The organism is Thermostichus sp. OS-CIW-33 (assembly GCF_054059615.1).
This window is the reverse complement of the sequence record NZ_JBSSCH010000003.1, coordinates 109,772-133,683: the sequence shown is the minus strand read 5'-3', so window position 1 is coordinate 133,683 and position 23,912 is coordinate 109,772. Positions and strand designations below refer to the sequence as shown.

At 60.8% G+C, this 23,912-nt stretch carries 20 protein-coding genes; 4 read left to right on the top strand and 16 right to left on the bottom strand.

Annotated elements, in window-relative coordinates; genetic code table 11:
* Positions 1–67 precede the first annotated feature (67 nt).
* The 4 genes from recF to rppA all read right to left on the bottom strand — a co-directional run bounded on the left by recF (position 68) and on the right by rppA (position 4,301).
* Positions 68–1,210 carry a DNA replication/repair protein RecF gene (recF, locus tag ACVWZG_RS03225; RefSeq protein ID WP_457405087.1) on the bottom strand — a complete coding sequence of 381 codons (1,143 nt, stop codon included), beginning with the start codon at positions 1,208–1,210 and terminating at the stop codon, positions 68–70.
* Positions 1,211–1,380: 170 nt separating this feature from the next.
* Entirely contained in the window at positions 1,381–2,073 is a 693-nt protein-coding gene (locus tag ACVWZG_RS03220; protein ID WP_457405089.1) for a DNA-binding protein, read from the bottom strand.
* Positions 2,074–2,122: 49 nt separating this feature from the next.
* Complete coding sequence (locus ACVWZG_RS03215; protein ID WP_414374970.1) at positions 2,123–3,589, bottom strand: sensor histidine kinase; 1,467 nt, start codon at positions 3,587–3,589, stop codon at positions 2,123–2,125.
* A gap of 22 nt (positions 3,590–3,611) precedes the next feature.
* A complete protein-coding gene (gene rppA / locus ACVWZG_RS03210; protein ID WP_414355523.1) occupies positions 3,612–4,301 on the bottom strand; it encodes a two-component system response regulator RppA in 690 nt (229 codons plus the stop codon).
* Positions 4,302–4,393: 92 nt separating this feature from the next.
* Between rppA and ACVWZG_RS03205 the strand changes: the two genes are divergently transcribed.
* A complete protein-coding gene (locus ACVWZG_RS03205; protein WP_011434266.1) occupies positions 4,394–4,777 on the top strand; it encodes a hypothetical protein in 384 nt (127 codons plus the stop codon).
* A gap of 19 nt (positions 4,778–4,796) precedes the next feature.
* Here ACVWZG_RS03205 and ACVWZG_RS03200 read toward each other — a convergent pair whose 3' ends face one another.
* From ACVWZG_RS03200 to ACVWZG_RS03180, 5 genes are all read right to left on the bottom strand, one after another.
* On the bottom strand, positions 4,797–5,684 hold the full coding sequence (locus ACVWZG_RS03200) for an ABC transporter substrate-binding protein (protein WP_011434267.1): 888 nt from the start codon (positions 5,682–5,684) through the stop codon (positions 4,797–4,799).
* A gap of 32 nt (positions 5,685–5,716) precedes the next feature.
* Positions 5,717–7,036 carry an energy transducer TonB gene (locus ACVWZG_RS03195; protein ID WP_414408478.1) on the bottom strand — a complete coding sequence of 440 codons (1,320 nt, stop codon included), beginning with the start codon at positions 7,034–7,036 and terminating at the stop codon, positions 5,717–5,719.
* 46 nt (positions 7,037–7,082) lie between these two features.
* The gene (locus tag ACVWZG_RS03190) at positions 7,083–9,512 is read right to left on the bottom strand and encodes a TonB-dependent hemoglobin/transferrin/lactoferrin family receptor (RefSeq protein WP_457415197.1); all 2,430 of its coding nucleotides are present in this window, start codon (positions 9,510–9,512) and stop codon (positions 7,083–7,085) included.
* Positions 9,513–9,576: 64 nt separating this feature from the next.
* Positions 9,577–10,410: an ABC transporter ATP-binding protein gene (locus ACVWZG_RS03185; RefSeq protein ID WP_457405093.1), complete on the bottom strand. Its 834-nt coding sequence runs from the start codon at positions 10,408–10,410 to the stop codon at positions 9,577–9,579.
* Positions 10,407–11,450: a FecCD family ABC transporter permease gene (locus tag ACVWZG_RS03180; RefSeq protein WP_414424714.1), complete on the bottom strand. Its 1,044-nt coding sequence runs from the start codon at positions 11,448–11,450 to the stop codon at positions 10,407–10,409. The genes ACVWZG_RS03185 and ACVWZG_RS03180 overlap by 4 nt, the downstream gene beginning before the upstream one ends.
* A gap of 466 nt (positions 11,451–11,916) precedes the next feature.
* Here ACVWZG_RS03180 and mutS point away from each other — a divergent pair, with 466 nt between their 5' ends.
* Positions 11,917–14,592, top strand: coding sequence for a DNA mismatch repair protein MutS (mutS, locus tag ACVWZG_RS03175; RefSeq protein WP_457405094.1), 2,676 nt, complete (start codon positions 11,917–11,919; stop codon positions 14,590–14,592).
* Between the two features lie 12 nt (positions 14,593–14,604).
* On the opposite strand, the gene ACVWZG_RS03170 is transcribed toward mutS, so the two are convergent.
* Positions 14,605–15,183: a cofactor assembly of complex C subunit B gene (locus tag ACVWZG_RS03170; protein ID WP_414428372.1), complete on the bottom strand. Its 579-nt coding sequence runs from the start codon at positions 15,181–15,183 to the stop codon at positions 14,605–14,607.
* Between the two features lie 567 nt (positions 15,184–15,750).
* On the opposite strand from ACVWZG_RS03170, the gene sigC reads away from it, so the two are divergent.
* Positions 15,751–16,851 carry an RNA polymerase sigma factor SigC gene (gene sigC / locus ACVWZG_RS03165; protein WP_414374965.1) on the top strand — a complete coding sequence of 367 codons (1,101 nt, stop codon included), beginning with the start codon at positions 15,751–15,753 and terminating at the stop codon, positions 16,849–16,851.
* Here the strand turns inward: sigC and murJ are convergent.
* From murJ to ACVWZG_RS03135, 6 genes are all read right to left on the bottom strand, one after another.
* On the bottom strand, positions 16,848–18,494 hold the full coding sequence (gene murJ / locus ACVWZG_RS03160) for a murein biosynthesis integral membrane protein MurJ (RefSeq protein ID WP_457405096.1): 1,647 nt from the start codon (positions 18,492–18,494) through the stop codon (positions 16,848–16,850). The two genes, sigC and murJ, sit on opposite strands and share 4 nt — an antisense overlap.
* 156 nt (positions 18,495–18,650) lie before the next feature.
* Positions 18,651–18,782, bottom strand: coding sequence for a hypothetical protein (locus ACVWZG_RS03155; protein ID WP_414408485.1), 132 nt, complete (start codon positions 18,780–18,782; stop codon positions 18,651–18,653).
* A 286-nt stretch (positions 18,783–19,068) separates the two neighbouring features.
* Positions 19,069–19,899, bottom strand: coding sequence for a HEAT repeat domain-containing protein (locus ACVWZG_RS03150; protein WP_457405099.1), 831 nt, complete (start codon positions 19,897–19,899; stop codon positions 19,069–19,071).
* 33 nt (positions 19,900–19,932) lie between these two features.
* Positions 19,933–20,790, bottom strand: coding sequence for a phycobilisome rod-core linker polypeptide (locus ACVWZG_RS03145; protein WP_414332161.1), 858 nt, complete (start codon positions 20,788–20,790; stop codon positions 19,933–19,935).
* Between the two features lie 470 nt (positions 20,791–21,260).
* The gene (locus ACVWZG_RS03140) at positions 21,261–21,743 is read right to left on the bottom strand and encodes a globin family protein (protein ID WP_011434281.1); all 483 of its coding nucleotides are present in this window, start codon (positions 21,741–21,743) and stop codon (positions 21,261–21,263) included.
* Positions 21,744–21,936: 193 nt separating this feature from the next.
* Positions 21,937–22,455 (bottom strand): globin family protein, encoded by a 519-nt coding sequence (locus ACVWZG_RS03135; RefSeq protein WP_011434282.1) that lies wholly within the window; start codon positions 22,453–22,455, stop codon positions 21,937–21,939.
* Positions 22,456–23,147: 692 nt separating this feature from the next.
* Here ACVWZG_RS03135 and ACVWZG_RS03130 point away from each other — a divergent pair.
* Positions 23,148–23,759, top strand: a complete 612-nt coding sequence (locus tag ACVWZG_RS03130; RefSeq protein WP_457405101.1) for a chromophore lyase CpcT/CpeT — start codon at positions 23,148–23,150, stop codon at positions 23,757–23,759.
* Positions 23,760–23,912: the final 153 nt, after the last annotated feature.

Here is a 23,912-nt window from a genome sequence, read left to right as displayed (position 1 = left end):
CTGACGCGACCACCCCCAGCCCCCCTCCCAGATAGGGTTTCCCTCACTGCCAGAGCTCCGGTCTGTCCTACGGGATCCCATCCCCTGTTTTGCTGGGAAAAAGCTGCCCCCCTTGCACCTGAAGGATTTGGGCGGCCTTGAGCCAGCTGGCGTCGAAGGATCCCAGATGGGTGGTGGTAACCAAGGTTTGCACGCGCTCCTGAATGGCTTCCAAGAGCTGGTTTTGCCGCTGCAGATCCAGCTCGGCCAGCACATCGTCCAAGAGCAGCAAGGGCGGATCCCTGACCACCTGCTCGATCAGCTCCAGCTCGGCCAGCTTTAGGGCCAAGACCAAGGTGCGCTGCTGCCCCTGGGATCCGTAGGCGCGGGCGGCGGCTCCGTTGATGCACAGCTCCACCTCGTCCCGGTGGGGGCCGACCAGGGAAGTGCCCAGGGCCTGTTCGGCGGCGGCCTTGGCGCGGAGCTCCGTCAAAAATTGGGCCTGAGCCACCTCGGGATCGGCCTGGGGATCCGGCAGGGGCACCTGGGGTCGATAGGTGAGGGTGAGGGTCTCCCGTCCGCCGCTGATGGTTTGGTGCCAGCGGGCGGCCAGGGGTTCCAGCCGTTGCAGCAGCCGGGCACGACGGCGCATGATCCGGCTACCGGTGGTGGCCAGTTGGGCATCCCAGAAGTCCATCTGCGAGAACTTGTCGCCGGCAGCCGCGGGATCCTGCTTCAGTAGGGCGTTGCGCTGCTTGAGGATCTGGCGATATTGCTCCACCAGGCCGAGGTAAGCTGGCTCCAGCTGCAGCAACACCCCATCCAACCAATTGCGCCGCGCCTCTGGCCCCCCTCGCACCAGCTCCAGATCCAGGCTGGAGAACACCACGGCATTCACCTGTCCCAAAAAGTCCACCTGGCGGCGCAGCACCTGCCCGTCCACCTTCAGGGATCGCCTGCCGCTGCTGCGCAGCTCCATCACCAGCTCGTGGGCCACCCCCAGCCGTTCCACCGTGGCGGCAATCCGGGCTTGTCGCTCCTCTTGGTATACCAGCTCCCGATCCCGGCTGGCCCGCCGCGAGCGCAAGGTGGCCAACAGCTCCACCGCTTCCAGCAGGTTGGTCTTGCCCTGGGCGTTCTCCCCCACCAGGATGGTTTTGGGCGCGTCAAAGGTGATCTCTTGATCCCGGTAGTTGCGAAAGTGCCACAGGTGCAGGAAACGCAGGTACACCAAGGGAGATGTAAAGACGCGATCAGTCAGTATTCGAGAAGAACAGCCCCCGCTCTGGGGGCTTTCACTTTAACCCAACTGCAGCAGGGGCCAGAGAAGATAGAGGGGTTAACCCCGGAAACTCAGCCAGCAGGGATCCCTTCTATCCCCTCAGTTCAGGGTAGGCCAGATCAGCGCCTACTCAGGGCAGCCACCCCTCCGAGGCGCTCAGCCGCCAACAGATGGAGGGCTGCGCGGGCAGAGTAGCGGGCAGCTTTGCTGCGACTGTAGTCGGCGAAGGTGTAGCTGCCGGGATCCGTACTCACGTTGCCCAACAGGTTCTGCACTTGATTCTGCAGGTCAGAGACGCTGCCGGAGTTGATGTTGGCGAAGGCCATCTCCGCTTGCAGCCGGCTGAGGTACTCCTGAGCCCGGAAAGGGGCCTCGAAGAAGGAACGGCCAGGGCGGCCCATGAAACCCAGCTCCGCCTCATAGAGAACTTTGGCTGCTTTGGCTAAGTTTTCCGCTGCTTTGGCCTGCTCGCGGGCGGCGAAGAAGTTCCCCGCCTCAAGTGAGGCTTGGGCGTTGGTGAAGCTCTCCTGGCCGTGTTCCAAAAGGCGGGCAGCCTCTGGGGAAGACCCCCGCTGAGAGAGGAAGCTGGCTTCGGCCAGGTGTCGCTGCGCCTTAGCCAGATCGCGGCTGGCTCGCTCAAGATCCCGCGGGCGCTGCCAAGTTGGCTGTACCTGAAGGGGAGCTGTGGCTTCAGGAGCAGAGCGTCTGCCCCGCTGGGCTTGCGCCGGGGATCCCAGCACCAGGGGGGTGAGCAGAGCCAAAATCGTCAGAGAACAACCCAGAGCGCGAGCAAAAGAGGAACGAATCGTCATTGGTCATAGACTCCAATCGACAGGACAAGCCGGTTTGGGTTATCGCGGCTCATCTTGAGAATGGCGGAGAAAAATGACGTGAAGATGACAAGGGCAGCTCTACCGTAAATATCGATCCCTCTCCCACTTGGCTGGCCACTCGCAGGGATCCCCGATGGGCGGTGACGATCTGCTGGGCCAAGGCCAGGCCCAGACCGAACCCACCCGTATGGCGAGCACGGGTTTCATCCACCCGGTAAAACCGCTCAAACAGATGGGGCAGATGCTCGGGGGGAATGCCAATGCCTGTATCCTTGACGTGGAGGTAAGCGCGCTGGCGCTGGCTTTCCAGGCTCACCTGCACTGTGCCGCCTGCAGGGGTGTACTGCAGGGCATTGCGCAGTAGGTTCTCGATGGCCTGCCGCAGCAGGGCAGCGTTCCCCCGCACAAGCCAACCCCCAGAAAGATCCGTCTCAGGCAGGTGGCATTGCCAGTGAAGGCCAAGGGCCTCAGCTTGGGGGCGGTATTGCTCGCTCAGCTCCTGCAACAGCGCTCGCAAATTCAGAAGCGGCAGATCCTCCAGGGGCAGGGATCCCTGCTGGCGGGCCAACTGCAGCAAGGTATCGATCAGCACGCTGAGGCGGCGGGCACCGCTCACCACCTTTTCCAGGCGAGGTTGAGCTTGTTCCGGGGCCAGCAGAGCCATTTGAGCATTGCTCATCAGGGCGGCCAGGGGGGCGCGCAACTCGTGGGAAGCATCGGCAGTGAAGCGTTGCAACTGCTCGTAGGAGCGACGAATCGGCTGCATCGCCAGCCCCCCCAAGATCCAGCCGGCCCCGCCGATCAACGCCAGCGTCAGCGGGATCCCGATCCCCAACCCCCAGCGCAAGCGACCCAGGGTAAGTTGCAGCGGTTCCAGGGGCACCGCCAGTTGCAAGTAGCCCAGTAGCTTTTCCTCCTGCTGCACCGGCAGCGTGAGCTGGCGCAACAGTAAGCCGCTCTCTCCTTCCACCGTTTGGAAACCCAGTTGGAGATGGTGAGGCGGGCCATCCAAGTCAAACAGCTCCAGAGGAGGCCGGGATCCCGTGTACTGGCGTAGGGATCCCAAGCTTTCCCTTCCGGTGCCGGGAGCAGGATCGAACCAGCGCACATAGGCCAAGTGATGGTCGAGGGGTTGGGTTTTCCCCCCCAAAAAGGGCACCTCGTTCAACACCAACCGCCACTGCCCCTGGCGCAGCTCGTACTTAATGGCTGCCGCCATGATCCCGGCCTGAACCTGCAGCTCCTCGTCAAAAGCCTGCAACTGGTTCTCCACTTCCAAGCGGTAGAAGACGGCGGCAAACACCAGCAGGATCCCCCCCATGACCCCGGCAAAGCTGCGGGCCAAGCGACGGCGGCTGTGGTGAAACACCAGGGATCCCGTCCCTCTTGTCGCAGCCTTCTGCCCCAGGTGCGGCTGAAGGGGGTGTGCCAGGGAAACCCAGTTCCAGCCCAGCCATGGGAGAGAATGCTTGTGTTCAGCTCTTTTCACCTCCATCGCCACCCCCTAGAAACTGCTTTCATGGGTTCTCTTCTGGAGAGGCTATGCGCAGCCGGTACCCCTGGCCATACACCGATTCCAGCCAATCTTGGGCCTCCACCTCTTTTAACCGTAGCCGCAACCGCCGCACCAATGCAGCCACGGCATTGCTCTCCGGCTCACAGCCCCATTCCCACACCGCCTGCTCGATCTGGCCCCGACTGAGCACCTGGTTGGGATGGCGCATCAGGTATTCCATCAATTGAAACTCCTTGCCCGAAAGCTGTACCTGCCTCCCCTGCCGCTCTAGGGTCAGGCTGGCCAAGTGCAAGTGCAGGGATCCCAGGCTGAGGCTGTCTCCTTGCCATTGGGGGGAACGGCGTCCCAAAGCCCGCACCCGTGCCAGCAGCTCCACCAGATCCACCGGCTTGACCAAATAGTCGTCCGCCCCCGCATCCAACCCCTGCACCACATCCGATGTTGCGTCTTTGGCAGTTAACATCAGCACCGGCGCACATCCCCCCGATTGGCGGTATTGCCGACAGAGCTGGATCCCGCTTGGCCCCGGCAGCATCCAATCCAAAATCAGGAGATCATAGGCTTTCTCCTCCATCAGCCAGGCAGCCATCTCCCCTTCCTTGGCACAGTCAACCACGTGGCCGCACTTGGACAGGGCAGCCTGTAAAGGCTCCAACTGTTCCGGGTCGTCCTCCACCAGCAAAATTCGCATCGTCCTGTGCGCCGTTGACCAAGACGGCCAGTTCCCACTGCCCAGGCTAGGATGGATCACGGAAATAGCCCTCTGCAAGGGAGAGAACAACGGTGGGGTGGCCCAAAATCCATCGGTGGCAAGATCTAGGGTTTGATTTTTGGCTGGTGCTGCCCTTGGCAGGGCTTCTTTTTGTGGCGGGGGGAGAGTGGGTGACGGGCCAAGCGCTGAGCCGTCCTCGCCGGCTAGAGCAACCTTTGGCGATTCGCAGCCAGCAACAAGCCACCTTGGCTCTGGATATTCTTTCCATTCAGGCGGAGATCCGCCGCTCCCGTGGCTACACCAAGGTGGAGGTGACTACCACCAATCCCCACCTGCGCAAGCTGGAATTTGAATTTCCACAACTGGATCCAGACCAGGTGTCGGCTCAGATTGCCCAAGAGCTTGGCCTTGCTCCCGAGCAAGTGCAGCGCCTGACCCGCTATAGCTTGGACTAGAGAGACACTCCAAGTCCGTTCAAAAAATGCGGGCTAACTGCTCGCAGGCAACTCTAATTTTCTCCAAGCTACCGGGATTGACCAAGCCGTAGTAGTCAAATCCATAAACTTTCCCAGTTTGGACGGCTTGCAACCGATTCCAAAAGGGGCGGGAACGGAAAAACGCCAAGGGATCCGCCGCCTCCGGGTTGACCACTAGCAGAACTTCTGGGTTGGCTTCCAGGATGCGCTCTGCCGAAAGGGTGACGTAGCCCCGAAAAGGCCCTTGGCTTTGCAAGGTAGCGGTGAGATTGTCCGCGCCAAAGCGTTCCAGCAGATCCCCGGCCCAGCTTTGCCGGTTGGGAGAAAGAATCGGCTGGGTGCCCACCAAGAGCAAGGTTTTGGGTCGAACGCGGGGCAGTTCCTGGGGCAAAAGGGATCCATACTGCCGCAGCAAGGGATCGGGATCCGCCCCCAAAGCAGCAGCCAGGGTGGCAATCGTCTCTTCCAAAGCAGCCCAACTGTCCACGCGGGTGAGGTAGGTGGGGATCCCCAGCTCCTGCAGCCGTTCTGCCAGAGCCTCGTGAAAGCCACTGGCCCCCACCACCCAGTCCGGTTGTAGGGCCACAAGCTGCTCCAGGTTGGGTTGGTTGCCCAGCCCCAGGCGGGTCAAGCCTTGGAAGCGGGGATCCTCCTCCAACAAACGACCGGCAGGGATCCCCACCAACCTATCGGGGGCCAAGCGATAGAGGATATCGGCAGTCAAGGTGGTGAGGCTGGCTACCCGACGAAAAGGACTCTGTCTCGCTGACAGGAGTGGCTCCTGAGGGATCCGACCTTGGGCTTGGGCCAAACGCCCCATTCCCCAGGCCCCCACGCTGGCCAGACCAAAGGCGAACAGTTGACGGCGAGAAAGACGAGACAGCATAGACAATCTCCAAAACAATTCCCAAACAGCAATCAATTGAGGGTGAACTGGATGGGCACCACCACCCAAGACTCGATGGGGGCGTTGTTTCTCAAGGCCGGGCTGAATTCCCACCGCTGCACCGCCTCCTGCGCTGCCCTATCCAGGGCGGGAAACCCACTGGAAGAGGCGATCTCCACCTGCTGCACCTGCCCCTGGGCATTGACCTTGGCCCGCAGCAGCACCTGCCCCTGTTGGCCGAGACGGCGAGCTTGAGGAGGGTAGGGGGGCGGAGGATTGCGACCGGGGATCGGGCGGGCCAGGATGTCCGGCTGGGGGTTGGCAGCCACTGTCGGTGGGGAGGAACTGGGGGTGGCAGGTGTTGGGGCAGAGGAATGGGGTTGGGCTGCACCTATACCGCCAGGTGTCCCAGTTTCAGGATCCCTTGGCCCCAATCTGCTCTCGCTGCCGGGGGAAGGCGGAGCGGCGGCAGTCTTTACGCTGGAACGGATCCCTTGGATCAAGGGGGTAAAGCGGGGCAGAGGGGTGCTTGAGGTAACCGGGGCGGAGGTGAGTGGAGTCGCTGTAGAGGTGGGGGTAACCGCCGGAGTTGGGGTGGGCTGTTGTGGCGGAGGAGTGGGTTGCGGGGTGGCTGTCGGTAATGGGGTCAGTGGAGGAGTAGGGGTGGGTTCTGGCTTTGCCGTGGGAATGGGTGTAGGGGTCGGTGGAGGCGTAGGGGTCGGAGTTTGCAGGGCCAGCAAAGATTCAGCCTCCGGGATGGCTGGCATCTCGATCTCTTGGGGCACAGGCTCCGGTGGGGATAGATCGTCTGCAGGGGGCGATTCCGGGGCCGGGCCGGGCGGCTCTGCTGTTGGCTCTGGTGGGAGAGATTCTATGGATTCTGAATCCGGTTCGAGCAACTGTGGCTCGGGATCCTCCAGCAAAAGCGTGACTGGGATCCGGAGTTCTGCGTCTGATAAAGGCCGGGATCCCCACCAAGCCAGCCCCAGCAGCGCCATCAGGTGCAAGAGGAGGGAAATCAACCCCTCCCGGCGCAGCGGTCGGGGATCCCTGGCTCGCAGGTGGAGGACGGTCCCCGGCGGATCTTCCCCCTCCTGGCAAGCTGTCCAGAGGGCAGCCCAGCTATAGCCGGCCACCCAAGCCTCTTGCAGCAGCTCCTCGGCACACTCCAGCCAGCCGCTCTCTCTTGCGCCAGCCCAAAGCCACAACGCCAACCAAGCCAGCCCCGCCTCCCAGGCCATGCCCGCCTGCTGCCAATACCACCCCTGCAGTCGCCACAAAAGCTGGGGACAGGACTTCCGAAGAAGAGAGAGGGATCCCTTGGGGGTGCGGGCAGGTGGCTCGGCAAGCATCGGTTAGAGCAGGATCCAGAGTAAACACGGCCTCAGGTCTTGGCCCCTAAAACCGGGTGGAAAAACTGAGCGCAGCATGCCGTCCCGGCTGGGCCCGCCGTTCCACTTCAGGGCCGACAAAGAGAGAGCGGGTTTCGGAGTAGAGAAAATACTTTTCATCAAAGAGATTGAACACCCCGAAATTCAATTGCCAGTTGTCGTCCAGGTTGTAGTAGCCCAGCAGATCCACCACGGTGTAGCCCTTGGGCACAAACGGAATTTGAGGTGGAGCGTTGGGGTTCGGTTGCACTACCTCCCGTTGCGGGTCGCGGGGATCCGCCACCAGCGTGGCCACCAACCTGGCTCCCCAGATCTGGCTGGGATCGTCGTAGTGCAGTCCCAGTACTGCCGTCAGTGGCTCAATGGAAAGGAGGGGTTTGTTTTCGGTGAGGTTATCCCCCACCGCCCAGGCAAAGCTGCCATTGAGGCTCCAGCCGGTCAAATTGGGGCTGAAGAAGTACTGCCCGGTGGCTTCTACACCATAGATGCGGGCCCGACTGACGTTCTGGCTCTGAAAGAGAGTCACCGGTGGAGGTGGCGGGCTCCCTGGCGGGCCGGGGGGTGAAGGCTCGGATCCCACCTCCCGGAAAGCCTCGATAAAGTCGTTGTAGGTGTTGTAGTAGGCGGCCAAGCTAAAGCTGGCCTGGGGGTAGATCCCCCGCAACCCCACTTCAAAGCCTTGGCTGGTTTCCGGTCGCAAGTTGGGATTGGAAAGGGTGCGGTAGCGGAAGAAGGGGCTGACCAGGTTGGTGAAGCCGCTGTTGATTTCGTTGTACTGAGGGGCCCGAAAACCGGTGTTGTACTGGGCCGTAAAGGTGAGGTTGGGATTAATCCTCCACACCAGGCCCACCTTGGGAGAAATGGCATCGGCAAACAGGCTGGCGGCTTCTGCCCCACTTTTCAAGAAGGCTTCGTCAGGGCTGGGGGTGAGGCGGTAGGTGTCGTAGCGGATGCCGGGGATGAGGGTAAAGTTGCCGCCCCCAAAGTCGATCTCATCTTGCAAATACAGCCCAAAGCGCACGGTATCGGAGTCGGGAAAATCTTTGGTGGGAAAAGTGTCCGGGGGGATGTTTTGGGTGACTGCCCCGGTCAGCAGGTTGGTTTGGAAGCGGTTGCGGGGACGTTCGTTGCGGGTGGTGGAGATCTCCATTCCATACACCAAGCGGTGGGAGAGATCCCCGGTTTGGAAGCGGCTCTGGGCCTGTACGCTGGCTCCCAGAATGTTGCTGACCAGCTCGTTGAAGGTATCCCGACGCACAGGCACGGGCCGACCTTGTACCGTGAGGGTGCGTTCTTCCACGCTGGGCTCCTGGGTGCGGGCCGGCTGGTAGTAGATCTGGACGGTGGCCAGCTCAAAAGCGGGGGTATCGGGGTTGGCGTAGCGATATTCCAAGCTGAGGCGGCTGCGCTCGGTCTCAATGGTCTCCCTGAAAAAGCGGATGCCGGGATCCAGGTTGCGGGGCGAAAAGGTGGTGGTGGTGCGGTTGTGGAAGTATTCCGCCGTCAGGGTGAGGCTGTCAAAGGGACTGAAGCGATAGACCAGCTTGGCCAGAACATTGTCTCCCTCCACCGTCTGCCGATCCTTGAAACTGGGATCCGCCTGGATATCCGGCTCTCTGGCGTCGCGGCGAGTGTAGATGAGCAGGGCCTCTAAGTTATCCTGCCGACCCGCCAAGCTGAGGGTGTTGACGTACCCTTGGTTTTTGCTGTCGTACTGGCTGGACAGGCCCACATGGCTGTCCCGTTCCCCCAGCAGATCGGCTGGATCCAGGGTGGTATAGGTCACCACACCCCCCAGCGCGTCGCTGCCGTAGAGGGTGGAGGCGGGGCCGCGGATAATTTCTACAGTTTTCAGGGTCTCCAGCTCAAAGGTATCCCGGCCAATGGTGAAGGGGCCGAAGGAAAATCGCTCCGGCTGGCGGATCCCATCCACCTGGATCAACACCCGGTTGGCGTCGAGGCCGCGGATGTTGAAGTCCTGCAGGCCGTAGCGAACGCTGCGCCGCACGCTCACCCCCGGCTCGTAGCGCACCAGATCCTGAATGTTTTGAACCAGCTCCCGCCGCAACCGCTCCCGGTCGATGACGGTAATGCTGGCGGGCGAGTCGGCCAAGGTGCGCTCGGTGCGAGTACCGGTTACGGTGACCTGTTGCAGGTTAAAGATCGGCGTGCCTTCCTGCTGGAGAGCCCGAAGTTCGGCCTGTAGCCGCTCCACCTCTGCCTGATCCCCCCGCTGGCGGGCAGCTTCGATTTGCGCCTCCAGCTCCCTAATCTGCTCTGGCAGGGTGGTCGGTGCAGGGGTGGCCTGGGCCAACAGCGGCGGAGTTGTCGAATCAGGGATCCGGGCATTGGGCTGAGCCTGGGACAGGGATCCCCAGCCCACTCCCAAACTCAACCCCAAACTCACCACCCGCCACCAACGACCGTTCATGCGCATAACCTCTCAGACTCCTCAAATCCACCCCAGGAAAAACTCACTGCAAAACCGGACAAACCCTCCCTCAGCACCCTGACACCGGCAGGGAGAGGAGCCTTGCTGCCGCTGGAGCTGTGCTGCGCAGGGGGCAAAGCTGTGGCCCTACCGGAGTCGAGATCCACTCCACCTCCAGGCCAAACACCTGTCGCACCCGGCTGGGGGTCAACACCGCCAAGGGAGACCCCAGGGCCTGCATCTGGCCGGATCCCAGCAAGGCAATCTGCTCGCTGTAGCGAATGGCCAAGTTCAGGTCGTGCAGCACCGTAACTACCGTCAGCCCCTGCTCCTGCTTCAGCCGTTGCAACAGCTCCAGCAGCTCCAGTTGGTAGCGCAGATCCAAAAAGGTGGTGGGCTCATCCAACAGCAACACCTGCGGCTCCTGCACCAAAGCCAACGCCAGAAAAGCCCGTTGCCGCTCGCCCCCCGAGAGGGTTTCCACCCGCCGCAGCGCCAGGGATCCCAGTCCTGCTTGCTCCAGAGCCCACTCCACCCGCTGCCGATCCGCCGGCGTCAACTGCCACGCCCACCAGGGCTGGTGGGGAGAACGCCCCAGACTCACCAATTGCCGCACCGTCAGCCCTGCCGGGATCCTCGGCTGCTGGGGCAAAAGAGCCAACTGCCGGGCCACCTGCTGGGGAGTGAGTTGAGTGTGCAGATCCCGACCGTCCAGGTACACGCGCCCAGCTTGGGGAGTCAGAACCCGACTCAACAGCCGCAGCACCGTCGATTTGCCCGAACCATTGGGGCCGACAATGCTCAGCCATTCCCCCTGTTGCACGCTGAAGCTCACCTGTCGCACCACCGTCCGGGATCCGTAGCCCCCGCTCAAGTCCTCGACCTGCAGGATGGGCTCTCTCATCGCCCCGCCCCCTGCTGCCGCAGCAGCCAGCCGAAAAAGGGAGCCCCCATCACAGCGGTGACAATCCCCACCGGCAGCTCTATCGGGCCCAAACGGCTCAGGATGTCGGCACCGCTCAGCAGGGTCGCCCCTGCCAAGGCAGAAAGGGGCAACAGCCAGCGGTAATCGGATCCCACCCCCTGCCGCACCATGTGGGGCACCACCAAACCGACAAAGCCGATCACCCCCCCCACACTGACAGCGGTTGCCGCCAGCCAAGCCGCCACCAGACCAATCACCACCCGCGTCCGCGCCAGAGGGATCCCCAAACTCACCGCCATCTCTTCCCCCAAGCTCAGCAGGTTTAAAGCCCGCGCCTGCCCCCATCCCAATCCCAAGCCGACCAGGATATACGCCCCGGCCACCTGCACCTCTGGCCAGCCCCGCCCGCTCAAGCTGCCGATCAACCAGGTGAGAGCCACCTGCACCCGGTCATCTGCCATCAACAACAAGGTGGAGCTAATGGCCCCAAACAGGGCGCTGACGGCCACCCCCGCCAAGATCAGCCGCTCCACCGCCAGTCCCGAGGGAGTACGCGCCAACCCGTACACCAACACGGTAGTCAGCACCCCGCCCACCCAAGCGGCCAGGGGCACCCAAGCCGTCCACTCTCCCAAGGTGAGCAACCCCACCGCCGCCAGGCCCGCCCCCGCCGAAATGCCCAGCAGGTAGGGATCCGCCAGCCCATTGCCCAGCATCCCCTGCAACAGGGCCCCTGCCATCCCCAGAGCCGCCCCCAGCAACTGGGCCAAGAGCGCCCGCGGCAGCCGCAACTGCCAAACAATCGTCTGCCGAATGGGATCCCCCTGCCCCCACAGGGCTTGCCAGAGTTCTGGGAAAGTCATGGGAACGGATCCCAAAGCAATCGAGACCAAAAGTACTAGGAAAATGAAACTCAATAGCAAACAGGTCAAACCGATTGGCGAGAGCAGCCGCTTTCTTTGCCCCCAGCCTCTGCCCCCCTCAACCTCTGTATACGGACACTCGCGATCGACCAGCACCGGGAAAACCTCTCGAGCTTTGCCCAGGAAGAGAGCCTTCTGAGGCCAAGAAACCCCCTCCGCCCGCAAGGGCGGGATGGAAAACTCAGCCAAGTTGGCCAGGCCTCCCTCCCGAGCTTTATTGAAAGTCAAACTCAACAAAACGTAGTCGCTAGAATAGCAAGGCTTCTTGGATGTTGCAAGTCAGTTTCAATAGCTTGTGCCTAAATTTCTCCCTCTTGCGCTTCAGGGCTTTTGGACAAGACCGGGCAGCGCCTCTGCCCAGCCATTCAGACTTACCTCAGGGGGGATCCAACTACCCTGAGCGAGGTCATGGCAACCAACCGCGAAATGGGAATCAGGGGAGAAGGGCTGGGGAAACGTCTCAAACTTCATCTAGACCTGGATCTAGAATGGCCCAAGCTGGTCGGCCCGAGTTGGCTAGACTCCGAACCTTCAGCCCATTGCTTGCCCACGTTTTGATGCCATGAGTTCTTCCGCCGAGCCTACTTGGGATGCCTTAGAGGTGGATCCCGCCCTGCTCACCCCCATGATGCAGCACTATGTGGAGCTGAAGCGGCAGTATCCCCACGCCATCTTGCTCTACCGCCTGGGGGATTTCTACGAGATGTTCTTCCAGGACGCCCAGCGGGTGTCGCGGGAGCTGGAGCTGGTGCTCACCGGGCGAGAGGCCGGAGCCATCGGCAGGGTACCCATGTGCGGGATCCCTTACCACGCCTTTGACCGCTATGCCGCCCAGTTGGTGGCCAAAGGCTATGCCCTGGCCGTCTGCGACCAGATGGAGCCAGCAGAGCAAGCCAAGGGCTTGGTGCGGCGGGAAGTAACACGGGTGATCACCCCTGGCACCGTCCTCGAAGAAGAGCTGCTGCAGGCGCGGCAGAATAACTACCTGGCGGCCATTGTGCAGCTCAAAGGATCAAGGCAAGCTCCCTGCCGCTGGGGCCTGGCCTACGCGGATGTCTCCACCGGCGAGTTCTGGGTGTGTCAAAGCGAGGGGCAAGAGCCTCTGGAGCAGGAACTGGCGCGGCTGCAGCCGGCGGAGATCCTGCTGCCCACCGAGGAGGGACTGGGCCTGGGTCTACTGCGGCCCGGGGATCCCCAAGGGCCTTTGGGGCTACCCGGCCAGTACGCCTATACGCTGCGCCCAGCGGAGCCTTTCGAGTTGGCGGTGGCGCGGGAGAACCTAATGCAAACCTACGGCCTGCGCTCTCTGGAGGGATTGGGCTGCGAGGGGCTGCCCCTAGCTATTCGAGCGGCGGGGGGGCTGTTGCACTATTTGGAGGAGACGCAAAAGAACCTAGTGCAGCCCTCTCCTCAGGGGGGCCATCCGCTCCTGCGTCCCCCTCGCACCTATCAGTTGACGGATTACCTCATCTTGGATCCCCAAACCCGCCGCAACTTGGAGCTGACCCAGACCATCCGCGAGGGATCCTTTGTCGGATCCCTGCTCTGGGTGCTGGATCACAGCCGTACAGCCATGGGGGGGCGCACTTTGCGGCGCTGGCTAATGCAGCCTTTGCGGGATTCGGAGCAAATCCGCCTTCGCCAAGACACCATCCAAGAGCTTTTGGAAAACCCTTCTCTGCGGGCCCGCCTGGGATCCCTCCTGGACTCTCTGTACGACCTGGAGCGCCTGGCCAACCGCGTCGCCTCCGGCACCGCCAACCCACGCGAGCTGGTGGCCCTGGGATCCTCCTTGGGCAAACTGCCCCAACTGGCCGAGCTAGTGGCTGAGGCCAAAACCCCCCTCCTGCAGAGCCTACAGCAAGTGGATCCCGCCCTGGTGGATCTGGGCCGCCGCATCGAGCACACCCTCCTGCCCTCGCCCCCGCCCATCCTTACCGAAGGGGGGCTGATCCGGCCCGGGGTGGATCCAGAGCTGGACAGGCTGCGGCAGCAGGTGGAGCAAGACCGCCAGTGGGTTGCCCAGTTGGAAAAAAGCGAGCGCGACCGCACTGGGATCCCCACTCTCAAGGTGGGCTTCAACAAGGCCTTCGGCTACTACCTCAGCATCAGCCGCGCCAAGGCCCACCAAGTCCCCAAAGAGTACATCCGCAAGCAAACCCTGACCAACGAAGAGCGCTTCATTACCCCTGAGCTGAAAGAAAAAGAGGCCCGCATTCTCACCGCCCAGACCGACATCAACCAGCAGGAATACGAGCTGTTTGTGCAGCTGCGCCAGCAGGCGGGATCCCAGACCGAGGCCATTCGCCAAGTAGCCCAGACCCTGGCTGCTGTCGATGCCCTGTTTGGCCTGGCGGAAGTGGCCGTGCAGCAGGGCTACACCCGTCCCGTAATCACCGAAGACCGCCGGCTGATCATCGAGGAGGGTCGCCACCCGGTGGTGGAAAAATCCCTGCCTCAGGGCCTATTTGTCCCCAACTCGGTGCAGCTGGGATCCCCCCACGGCCCCGATTTGATCGTCCTCACCGGGCCCAACATGTCCGGCAAGTCCACTTACCTGCGGCAAATTGGGCTCATCCAAATCCTGGCCCAGATGGGCAGCTTTGTCCCCGCGCGGCGGGCAGAGTTGGGCCTCTGCGACCGCGTATTTACCCGCATTGGCGCTGTGGACGATCTGGCTACCGGCCAGTCCACCTTCATGGTGGAAATGAACGAGACCGCCAACATCCTCAACCACGCCGGCGAGCGCTCCTTGGTGCTGCTGGACGAGATTGGCCGAGGCACCGCTACCTTCGATGGCCTTTCCATTGCCTGGGCGGTGGCGGAATACCTGGCCACTCAGGTGCGCGCCCGTACGGTCTTTGCCACCCACTACCACGAGCTCAACCAACTGGAGACCTTGCTGCCCAACGTGGCCAACTTTCAGGTGGTGGTCAAGGAATTGCAAGATCGCATCATCTTCTTGCACCAGGTACAGCCTGGGGGGGCAGATCGCTCCTATGGCATTGAGGTGGGGCGCATGGCTGGCCTGCCGCAGCCGGTAATCCAGCGGGCCGAACAGGTGCTGGCCTTGGTGGAAAAACACAGCCGCATTGGCCTGGGCTTGAGAAACCAAGGGAAAAGCCGCCTCGCCCAAAAGAACTCCAAAAAAGAGCCCGCTCCCAATGGGATCCCCGACCCTGCCGTTGGGGATCAACTGTCTTTGATCCCAGCACCTCTCTCTCCCGATTGGCCTTAGACTCCCCTACCCCTAATCCAGATCCCGTTCTTGCAACCCCAGGGCTGCAGCCAGCCCATCCAGCTCATCCCGATGCCCCTCCACCCACAGGTGGGATCCAGAAGCCGTTGGCGTTCGTTCCCAGGACGAGAGCGGGACAGAGTCCTCGTCGGCTTCCTGCAGTTTCAGGCGGATTTGTTCCGGGCGTTGGTTGCGCTGCCGGTAGTACCAACCCGCCCAAGGAGAAGCCAGCACCACCATCCAGGGCCAAGCTCCCCACCCCGGCTCAAGGGTCTGCAGCACCAAGGCCAAACAGGCCAGTCCCGTCCCCGCCAGCCCCGTCAAAAAAAGGGCCAGCCCCACGCTAGCCTGACCCTGCCCTGCAAAGGTGGCGATCCCCTCGGCATCGGCGGACTGGAGACGATAGCCACGCCTTTCCAAGTGCTCCCGTAGAGCGGATCCCATTTCTTCCAGGCTGCGACTGCTAAAGTAGAGGCGACTCTCCACGCGATCCTTGCCCGCAGCTCGCAGAAAAAAGAATAGACCGATGGCCAATAGAGTCGTCAACGCCAAGGTTGAAACCTTTTCCCCCGTCAGCGGCGCTATGGCCAACCCAAGTGCCTGAGCAGAGCCCAGTCCGCCCAGAGGAAGGGGGTTGACCTGTTCGGGGAGTCTGGCTCCCCCACAGCTGGGTGGGATAGGTGAATGGGAACAGTTCATCGAATAGAATCGAATAGATTGGAATAGGCAAAGCAATTTACACGCTACCTTTGAAGTTTAGACCCTCTAGGATGGAGGGGTTACTTCCCCCAAGGACGAGCTGCTGGGTTCACCCTGAGGGCAATACGCTTTTTCGCAGTGGCGGTGACGGTTGAACTGGGGGGATCCTACGCTGGATCTCATGCCTCTGAAGATGAGAAATGCAACTATAATTAAGTTATGATAAGGGACTCACGCTCTACCCGTTGCGTGATCCCTTCACTGCCACGTTAGCCTTTCTCTGTGGGGTATGGGCATGAGGTCGGGTTGAGGAAGAGGTCAATGTGTGATTTTCCTCCGAATGCCGCAAGGCGTTGAGCAAAGGGGAACACTTAAGCTTAACCCGCTCCACATCGTTTACTATCCCTCTCTCAGCCCACCGGACTGTCCACCCCTGTCGCTACATCAGCAACACCCTACATGTCTAACTACGAACCTGAACTCAACGACATTTTGTTGGATGGCCCCGCCGATCTCCTCGATGCTGCCGAAGAAGCAGAGGTGGATCTGGCCGATGGCGAGTTTCTGGAAGAGGAGCCAACCCGCCGCTCCACTGATCTGGTGCGCCTCTATTTACAGGAGATTGGTCGTGTTCCTCTGTTGGGGCGCGATGAAGAGGTGGCCCTGGCCCAAAAAGTCCAAGACTACATGAAGCTCTTGGATTTGCGTCTGCGTTTGCAGAAAGAGTTGGGACGGGATCCCACTCTTGCGGAATGGGTGGCCAAGGCTAACCAGTACCCCGAGTGGGCGCAACTGACCCCTGAAAAGCTGCAGCAGGTTCAGCGAATTGGCAAGCGTGCCAAAGAACACATGATCAAGGCCAACCTGCGCCTGGTGGTGTCGGTGGCGAAAAAGTACCAAAACCGCGGCTTGGAGCTGTTGGATCTGATCCAAGAGGGTACGCTGGGCCTAGAGCGGGCGGTGGAAAAGTTCGACCCAAAAAAGGGCTACCGCTTCAGTACCTACGCCTACTGGTGGATCCGGCAGGGCATTACCCGTGCCATTGCCACCCAAAGCCGCACCATCCGCCTGCCCGTTCACATCACCGAGAAGCTGAACAAGATCAAAAAAGCGCAGCGCAAGCTCTCCCAGGAAAAGGGCCGCACCCCCACCATCGAAGACATCGCCTCCGAGTTGGAGATGACGCCGCCTCAAGTACGCGAGCTGTTGGTACGGGTGCCCCGCTCGGTTTCTCTGGAAACCAAGGTGGGCAAAGACAAGGACACCGAACTGGGGGATTTGCTGGAAACTGACGACATTTCTCCAGAAGAGACCATGATGCGGGAAGCCCTGCATCGCGATCTACAGCAGTTGCTCTCGGATCTCACCAGCCGCGAGCGGGATGTGATCCGCATGCGTTTCGGCTTGGGGGATGGGCGCACCTATTCGCTGGCGGAAATCGGTCGCGCCTTGGATCTGTCGCGAGAGCGGGTGCGGCAAATTGAGGCCAAAGCCCTGCAGAAGCTGCGTCAGCCGAAGCGGCGCAACCGCGTGCGAGATTACCTGGAAGCTATCAGCTAGTTCCGGCTTGCCAACTTGCTCCCCCGGCGTCCTACCCGTTTCCGCAGTCGGGCTGCTACCCACTCCACTTCTGGGATCCGCAGGTAGAGAGCTCCGGCGGCGAACAAGCTTAGACCTAAACCCGCGGCCAGCCCGGCCCAAATGATGACGGTGAGCAGGGGAGACCCCACAATCTCGTAGGAGCGCAGTTGGGTCCACAGCCAATGGCTGAGCCCCCCGGCCAAGACGGTGATCCCCAGCAACGGCAGCAGGGCTTGTCCCATCTCCCGCCAAGGGATCCCCGGCAGGTGCCGGTGCAGCCGGATTCCCAAACCGATCAGCGCCACCAGATTAACCCCCGCCGTGGCCAGGGCAATGCCCGGCGCTCCAAAAGCCTGCAAAAATAGAAAGTCCAGTAGGGCATTCAGGCCAATGGCCATGCTGCTGATGCGCAGAGGCGTAGCCCCATCCTCCAGGGCATAGAAGATCCGCACCAGCACATCCCGCAGCAGGTAACCGGTCATCCCCAGACCATAGGCCATGAGCAGGGCTGCCACCTCTTGTGTCACCTCCGGCGTAAAGCGCCCCCGCTGGTAGGCCACTTGGACAATGGGCTCGGCCAAAGCCACCAACAGCATCGACAGGGGCAGGGTCACAATTGCCGTAAGCATCAGCCCTTGGCGGATACGCTGGCGCAGCTCCGGCCAACGGGATCCATCCCCTGCCAACTGGGCATAGAGAGGCATCAAGGGCACCAGCACCATGTTGGAGAGGATCCCCAGCGGCGTTTGTACCAGAAGCTGGGCATATCCCAAGTTGCCGATGGTGCGATCCCCAGGTACGAAAGAGGCAAAAAACAGATCCACATAAACATTGATGTGGATCATCCCGGAGGAGATCACCGCCGGCAACATCAGCAAGCCCACCGCCCGTACCTGCGGGGATCCCCACTCAAAGCGCAGGCGCGGTCGCCCCAGCCCTAACCGCATCTGGAGCGGAACTTGGGCCAACCATTGGGCAATGGCCCCGATGAGCACGCCCCAGGCCAGCAAAGTTGGGATCCCCGTCCATCCCAGCGTGACCAGGATCCCGATCACCGCCAAGCTGGAGATCAGCGGGCTAAGGGCAGGCAAGGCGTAGTGTTCGGCAGCATTCAGCGCTCCAAAGCCGATGCCAATCCACCCCGAGAGCAAGGCCAAAGGGGCCATGATCCGCAGTTGCGCAGCGGCCAGAGCATGGACTTCGGGGCTGGCTCCCGGCGCATTCAGGCGCACCACCCAGTCCGCTCCCCACCAAAGGCCCAAGCTGACCAGCAGGAGCAGGCAGCCTACCAAGGTGGAAATGGATTCCAGCCAGGCAGCCGCATCCTCCCTGTCCCGATCCCGCTGCTTTTTGAGGACACTGACGATGGCGCTGTGAAAAGGGCCGTTGATCCCTCCCAGCAGAATCAACAGAAAACCGGGCAGGATGTAGGCTACCCCGAAGGCGCTGTACTCCGGCCCCGAGCCATACACTGCTGCAATCAAAGCTTGGCGAATAAAGCCTATGCCCTTACTGAGCAAGGTCGCCCCGGCCACCAAGCCCGCCACCGACATCAACGAACGGGATGGCCCTGCTGAAGGAGATCCCCCAGGGATCTCTTCCTGAGTGGCAGACTCCTCCATTACCTTGTGTCCTGCACCCCAACCACTGCCTCAACAACAAACTGATCCCGGATCCCTCTTTGAATCCCAGGAGCCGCTTCCCATTATCGGGAATATCGAACCCTTCTGGGCAATTGTCGGGCATTAGCTGGATCCCTTGGGCAGGCAGCGAGCTTGTCAGGCCAACAGTTGCCGTTCCTGTTCCAGTTGCTGCAACAGATGCTCATCCCCACGGGCTTGAGCAGAACGGATGCGCTCCTGCAGCCGGTGCAGCAGGTTCCGCCGATGGGTTTCCTCGACCAAGGTCATGAAGTGCTTCCGAGAGGAGACAGCCGCTGCCGGGCTCCCTTGCACCTCAGGGATCCTTGCTGTTGCCCTTGCTCCAAAACTGAGGGCGGCACCTCGATACGGGAAGGCAAAAGACTGAGGCAGTGCTACAGCCACGGAGCCCAACCCTGGTGCCGAGCGGACAGATTCTGACGGCTTTGAATCGCTGCAGAGGGATGCACAAACTCATGGGCAATGCCTTGATAGGTCAGTTGCAAAGGACTCCGTCCCGCTAATGTGAACAGCAAGGGCCCAGAAGCACCACCGCTCACAGCAGCTCGTCGATCAGCCGGAGCACCTGCTGCAGCTCAGTGCCGGGGATCCTTTGATGTTGTTCCAGGTTGATCTCCACCAACTGTTTGAGGGCGAGGAGCTTCAGGTTGACCTCCACCGCCGCCACCGCAATGGCTTGTGCTGCCGGCAAATAGCCACTGGCCCCCAAATCCAAAAGGGCAGCCCGCCGCAGATGGATGTTGTGGTGATTCAACACCGACAGCAGGCGCTGAGCAAAAGTCGGATCCCCAGTGAGACGATAGCAGGCCCGCGCCGCCGCACATTGCAAACGGATGGAAGTGTGCTCTAGGTAGGGACAGATTGGCTCCAGGGCAGCAGCCACCTGCAGTTGTCCAAGAGCCTCGATAATGGCCTCTAGGGCGGCTTGGGCTTCTGTTTGCAGTCCTCGCTCCACACGGCGCAGCCCTTCCAGCAAAGCGGATCCCAGCTTTTCCACTTCGTCGGGATCCCTATGGAGGTTGTTGGCAAAGGCAATCTCAACCAGTGCCTGGGCAGCGGCTGCCACCACTTGGCCATCGGAGCAAGACAAAGCCGCCTTCAGGGGAGGGATCCCGGCGAGGGATCCCAGTTTACCCAAAGCACGAGCAGCATTGCGCCGCAGCGGATATCCCCCTTGAGCGGTGCGATCCGTTTCATCGGCCAGGGCCTCGATCAGGGCCGGGATCCCTTCGACGATGCGCATGCGTCCCAGCCACCAAGCGGCATAGTAGCGTTCCCCCGGATCCCCGTGGCGCAGCTTGGCGATTTGTCCAGCCGGGGTGAGATCCACCGATGGATCGGGATCCAGAGGAACAGCAGTGGTCATGGAATCGACAACGGAGAAGACACCGAGAAGGGATCAAGCGCTGCGGACACTGACGATCTTGGCGCCCGATTTGAGCAACCGCTGCATTGTCGCCGACAGTTGATCGGCAGAGACGAAGATCTGCTGGTTGGATTTGCGCACTCGGCTGGAAGTGGCCAGCGCCGAAGGCGGATTCAGCAGCCGGGTCACTTCCACACAGAACATGCGATCCGACTGGCCCGTTGGCGGCCCCAGGTGTTTGGAAATGGGGCTGGGCGGCAGCAGGCCCCGCACCCCAATGCGGCGAATGGCCGGGGTAAACCCGGTGGCCAAAGGCATCATCAGACGGGGTCTGGGCCCTTGGGAGCGATCGTTGTTGGCGTAGCCCCCGTAGAGAGCGAAGAGATTGGTAAAGTCGCGGGTGGAATGAGCCTTGCGGTATTCAAACCCACGCGGGTAGGGGACGATGTTGTCTCCAAAAGCTTCTAGGTATTCTGGGCTGTCGATGTAGGAATCGATCTCCGCGCTGTGGCCGCCAGATTGGTAGATGTCCAAATGGCGGGCGATGTCTTTGGGGCTGGTGGGAGCGCGTCCCAGCAGATGCTTGAAATTGAGCTCGATGGCCCGGGTTTGCGAGTTGGGGTAGAAAAACCGCTTTTTGTAGGCTTCGGACTTGGCGATCCATCGCACAAACTCCCGCACCGTCAGGCTGCCCTGGCGCAGCAGCGATTCCGCGCTGGCTAGCTCCTTCCTATCGGCCCCAAACAAATGGTCGTTGCCCAGCACCTGACGATAGATGGCCCGCAGCACCGCATTGAGCTGATCCTGGCTGGCGTTGGGGCGCAACTCCAGTGGGGTGGTCTCCGTAATGCCCCGGATCCCCATCCGGCTTGCCGCTGTAATTGCACTCATGCTAATTCCCCCGATTGAACTGAATGGACACAGATTGAGAACAAGCTTGCGTTTAGGGTCATTTCGATTCAAGCTAGGACATTGCACCCACACCTAAAGTGTTGGTTGCGTCGTCGCGTCGGCGTTGCGGAGCAATAATGCAGGGGGCCAAAAGGCTTTTCAAGGACTCCGTCCCGCTGGCGCGATCAATAGCCCAGGCGTCTCACCCTAGCCTGAAACGACTGTAGAAATCGAAAACTAAAATTAGAAATCAAAAATCGGCAGCCCCAAGCTGCAGAAGAGCAACAGTGGCGCCTTCCTATTGGGGAGACTGATCCGCAAACCCACGTGGTCAAACGTATCTCTCCGCAACGTAGCAGGCTCACCACCGTTGCCCTCAACAACCTTTCCTCGCCATCCCCCCTGGTTTATGGGATGAGCCAACTGGCTAGCCGGCGTCACCCTTTTAGAGGGATCCCAAGCTCCAGAACTTAGCTGAGCGCGTTGATGGCGTAGTCGATGTAGGTGTTGGCCTCGGTGGCCGCTTGCCCGGTCAGGCCGTGGTTGGCTTTGATGTAGCGCAGGGCTTCGATGAACCAACTGGGGGAGAGCTCAAAAGCGGCGTTGATTTCGCGGATCCCGGCCAACTGATACTCGTCCAGAGGACCGGTGCCACCGGCTACCAAGCAGTAGGTGATGTAGCGCAGGTAGTGGCGCACGTCGCGGGCGCACTTGTCTTTGCCGGCTTGGGTGTGGCACTGCCCACCGGGTTGGGTGGTGTAGGGGAACTTGGCGTAAACCGCTTCGGTGGCACCGCGCACCAGCTCGTCGGCACGGCTGCTCAGAACTCGGGCGGCTTCCATGCTGGCGGCAGCCCGCTGAAAACGGCCATTGATGGCCTGCAATTCGCTGTTGCTCAGGTAGCGCCCTTGGCTGTCGGCAGTGGCGATGGCGTCAACAATTGGGGTTTGCATGATTCAAAACGCTCCTTTACTTAACTCAAGCTCAATGCAAAAAACAAAGCAAAAGATTCAAAGTCTCAACTGCAAAATCGCTGCAAAACAGGTTACTTTTCCAGGGATCCCCTGCCAACCCGAGTTGTCTTAGATCCCAGAGAGGTCTTCACAACTGGATCCGGACACAACAGAAACTTCAGTCCACAAGGGATCAAACCACAGCAGCAGCAGCGCGATCGAAGTAGGATTCGATTTCGGCAATCAGAGCGCTGCAGTCACCCCGGGTGATGCCGTTGGGGTCGTTTACCACAGCCACTGCAGCCTTTTTCATCTTTTGGATACCGTTGGCCACTGAGCTGCCGGGGGTGCCCAAGGCTTGATAGGTTTCCCGCAGGCCGTTCAGGCAGCGCTCGTTCAGCACACTGGCATCTCCGGCTGCCACTGCGTAGGTGATGTAGCGGAGAATAATGTCCATGTCCCGCATACAGGCAGCCACATTGCGGCTGGGGTAGGCAGGGCCACCGGGAGCGTTCAAATTGGGCTCCTCGGCGAACAACTGACGGATGGCATCGGTCACGATCTTGGAGGCATTGCTGGTGAGGCGGTTCACAGCGTCCAAACGCTTGTTCCCCTCGGCAATTACCTGCTGGAGAGCGGCAAACTCGTTCTCTCCCAAAAAAGCGCCTTTGGAGTCAGCTTGTGCAACCACTTTGCCAAATACATCGTTCATGGTTTTGAATCTCCCTAGCAAAAGTAAAAGAGGTTATGAATCCACATTCCCTGCAACGGCCCAGAGAGCACCTGCCGGCCAGGAATGCAACACCGCTTGGATCCCCAGTGCCGAGAGGTGCTGTTTAACTCACAGAACCGCCGACGGGATCGAAGCCGATAGAACCAAGATGAGCAAGCGAAGCTCGCTCCCAGATCCAGGCCTTCATCCAAGGGATCGGACTTGGGCTAAGGAGCCTCAGCCGCTGCTGGCAACCTCAACTGGGCAGACGAGGAGAAGCTGGCTCGCCTTGTTTCCAGTCTTTTTCTACCGCGAAGGCAAGAAGCGATGAAATCAAAAAATGTAAATCGGCTTTACCTCGCGCAAAAGGTCTTAGATCGGTTTCCAACCTGCTTCCCATCTCGGATCCCAGGCTGTTCTCCCTGTCCTTCGCGGGAGTAGTTTTTTACAAAAGAGAATGTTTCTTTGCCTAGCTTTACAACATGAACAAAGATGTCAGCCCCGATCGCGGCTTTGCAGCTTGCAAGGGATCCATTTTCAGTATCGGAGCGAACATTCTCATAAAGGATACATAATTTAACACTTGCTGCAATCCTCGGTCGGGCCTGAGGTTGGGGCAAAATCTGAGAAGGTTCCCCTTGCTCTCCGGAGATTTTCGGTACATACCTTTACAGAATTCTCGATGCCCGCTTATGTCTATTGAGTCGGATCGCACTCCTTCCCCGGAGCTGCTGCAGATGGCGCGCTGGTTGGCAGGAGACTTCAGCAACCAAGAGCAAGCCTGGGAAAATCCACCGTTTTTCGCCCAGATCCGGGTGGCCTATCGCCCCTTGCCGGCCCACGTTTTGGGCGGGATCGGCTTTTATGTGGAGCAAGCCTACAGTGGCCATTTGGAAGATCCCTATCGGCAGGCGGTGGTGGAATTGACTCAGGCAAGCGCTGGGATCGTGATTCGCAACTACCGCCCTCTGGAGCCGCAGCGGTGGCGGGGCTGTGCTCGGGAAAGGGCAGACCAACTGAGTCAACTGCAGGCTGCCGACCTAGCCTATCTAGAGGGGTGTGATGTGCATGTGAAGAGGCAGGGATCCCTCTTCATCGGCGCGACGGAGCCGGGGTGCCGGTGTTGCGTGGTGCGCAACGGCCAAGCCACCTATTTGCAGACCACCTTGCACCTGAGCGAGAGCGAGTTTTGCAGCCATGACCGAGGGATGGATCCCATCACCCACCGACAGGTTTGGGGGGCCCTGGCGGGCGCTTTTCGCTTCCAAAAGGTAGTCGATTGGCAGGCGGAGCTAATGCTGTAGGCTGCAGCCCATCCAGCCCCACAACTCCACAGTTGACAGCGCTATTGCGCACTCTCCCTCAGCCAGCTTTGTGTACACTGTCCTTGGCCGGGATCCAAATCCCCCAGGTTTGAGCGTGCTGTTTACCGGTTGCAACCGGGCTAGGCTCCTTTT

Excerpts from the sequence above, each read along its gene's own strand:
- ACVWZG_RS03220 (WP_457405089.1), bottom strand. The coding sequence starts at position 2,073 with ATGACGATTCGTTCCTCTTTTGCTCGCGCTCTGGGTTGTTCTCTGACG.
- ACVWZG_RS03215 (WP_414374970.1), bottom strand. The coding sequence starts at position 3,589 with ATGGAGGTGAAAAGAGCTGAACACAAGCATTCTCTCCCATGGCTGGGC.
- rppA (WP_414355523.1), bottom strand. The coding sequence starts at position 4,301 with ATGCGAATTTTGCTGGTGGAGGACGACCCGGAACAGTTGGAGCCTTTA.
- ACVWZG_RS03200 (WP_011434267.1), bottom strand. The coding sequence starts at position 5,684 with ATGCTGTCTCGTCTTTCTCGCCGTCAACTGTTCGCCTTTGGTCTGGCC.
- ACVWZG_RS03195 (WP_414408478.1), bottom strand. The coding sequence starts at position 7,036 with ATGCTTGCCGAGCCACCTGCCCGCACCCCCAAGGGATCCCTCTCTCTT.
- ACVWZG_RS03190 (WP_457415197.1), bottom strand. The coding sequence starts at position 9,512 with ATGCGCATGAACGGTCGTTGGTGGCGGGTGGTGAGTTTGGGGTTGAGT.
- ACVWZG_RS03185 (WP_457405093.1), bottom strand. The coding sequence starts at position 10,410 with ATGAGAGAGCCCATCCTGCAGGTCGAGGACTTGAGCGGGGGCTACGGA.
- mutS (WP_457405094.1), top strand. The coding sequence starts at position 11,917 with ATGAGTTCTTCCGCCGAGCCTACTTGGGATGCCTTAGAGGTGGATCCC.
- sigC (WP_414374965.1), top strand. The coding sequence starts at position 15,751 with ATGTCTAACTACGAACCTGAACTCAACGACATTTTGTTGGATGGCCCC.
- murJ (WP_457405096.1), bottom strand. The coding sequence starts at position 18,494 with ATGGAGGAGTCTGCCACTCAGGAAGAGATCCCTGGGGGATCTCCTTCA.
- ACVWZG_RS03155 (WP_414408485.1), bottom strand. The coding sequence starts at position 18,782 with ATGACCTTGGTCGAGGAAACCCATCGGCGGAACCTGCTGCACCGGCTG.
- ACVWZG_RS03150 (WP_457405099.1), bottom strand. The coding sequence starts at position 19,899 with ATGACCACTGCTGTTCCTCTGGATCCCGATCCATCGGTGGATCTCACC.
- ACVWZG_RS03145 (WP_414332161.1), bottom strand. The coding sequence starts at position 20,790 with ATGAGTGCAATTACAGCGGCAAGCCGGATGGGGATCCGGGGCATTACG.
- ACVWZG_RS03140 (WP_011434281.1), bottom strand. The coding sequence starts at position 21,743 with ATGCAAACCCCAATTGTTGACGCCATCGCCACTGCCGACAGCCAAGGG.
- ACVWZG_RS03135 (WP_011434282.1), bottom strand. The coding sequence starts at position 22,455 with ATGAACGATGTATTTGGCAAAGTGGTTGCACAAGCTGACTCCAAAGGC.
- ACVWZG_RS03130 (WP_457405101.1), top strand. The coding sequence starts at position 23,148 with ATGTCTATTGAGTCGGATCGCACTCCTTCCCCGGAGCTGCTGCAGATG.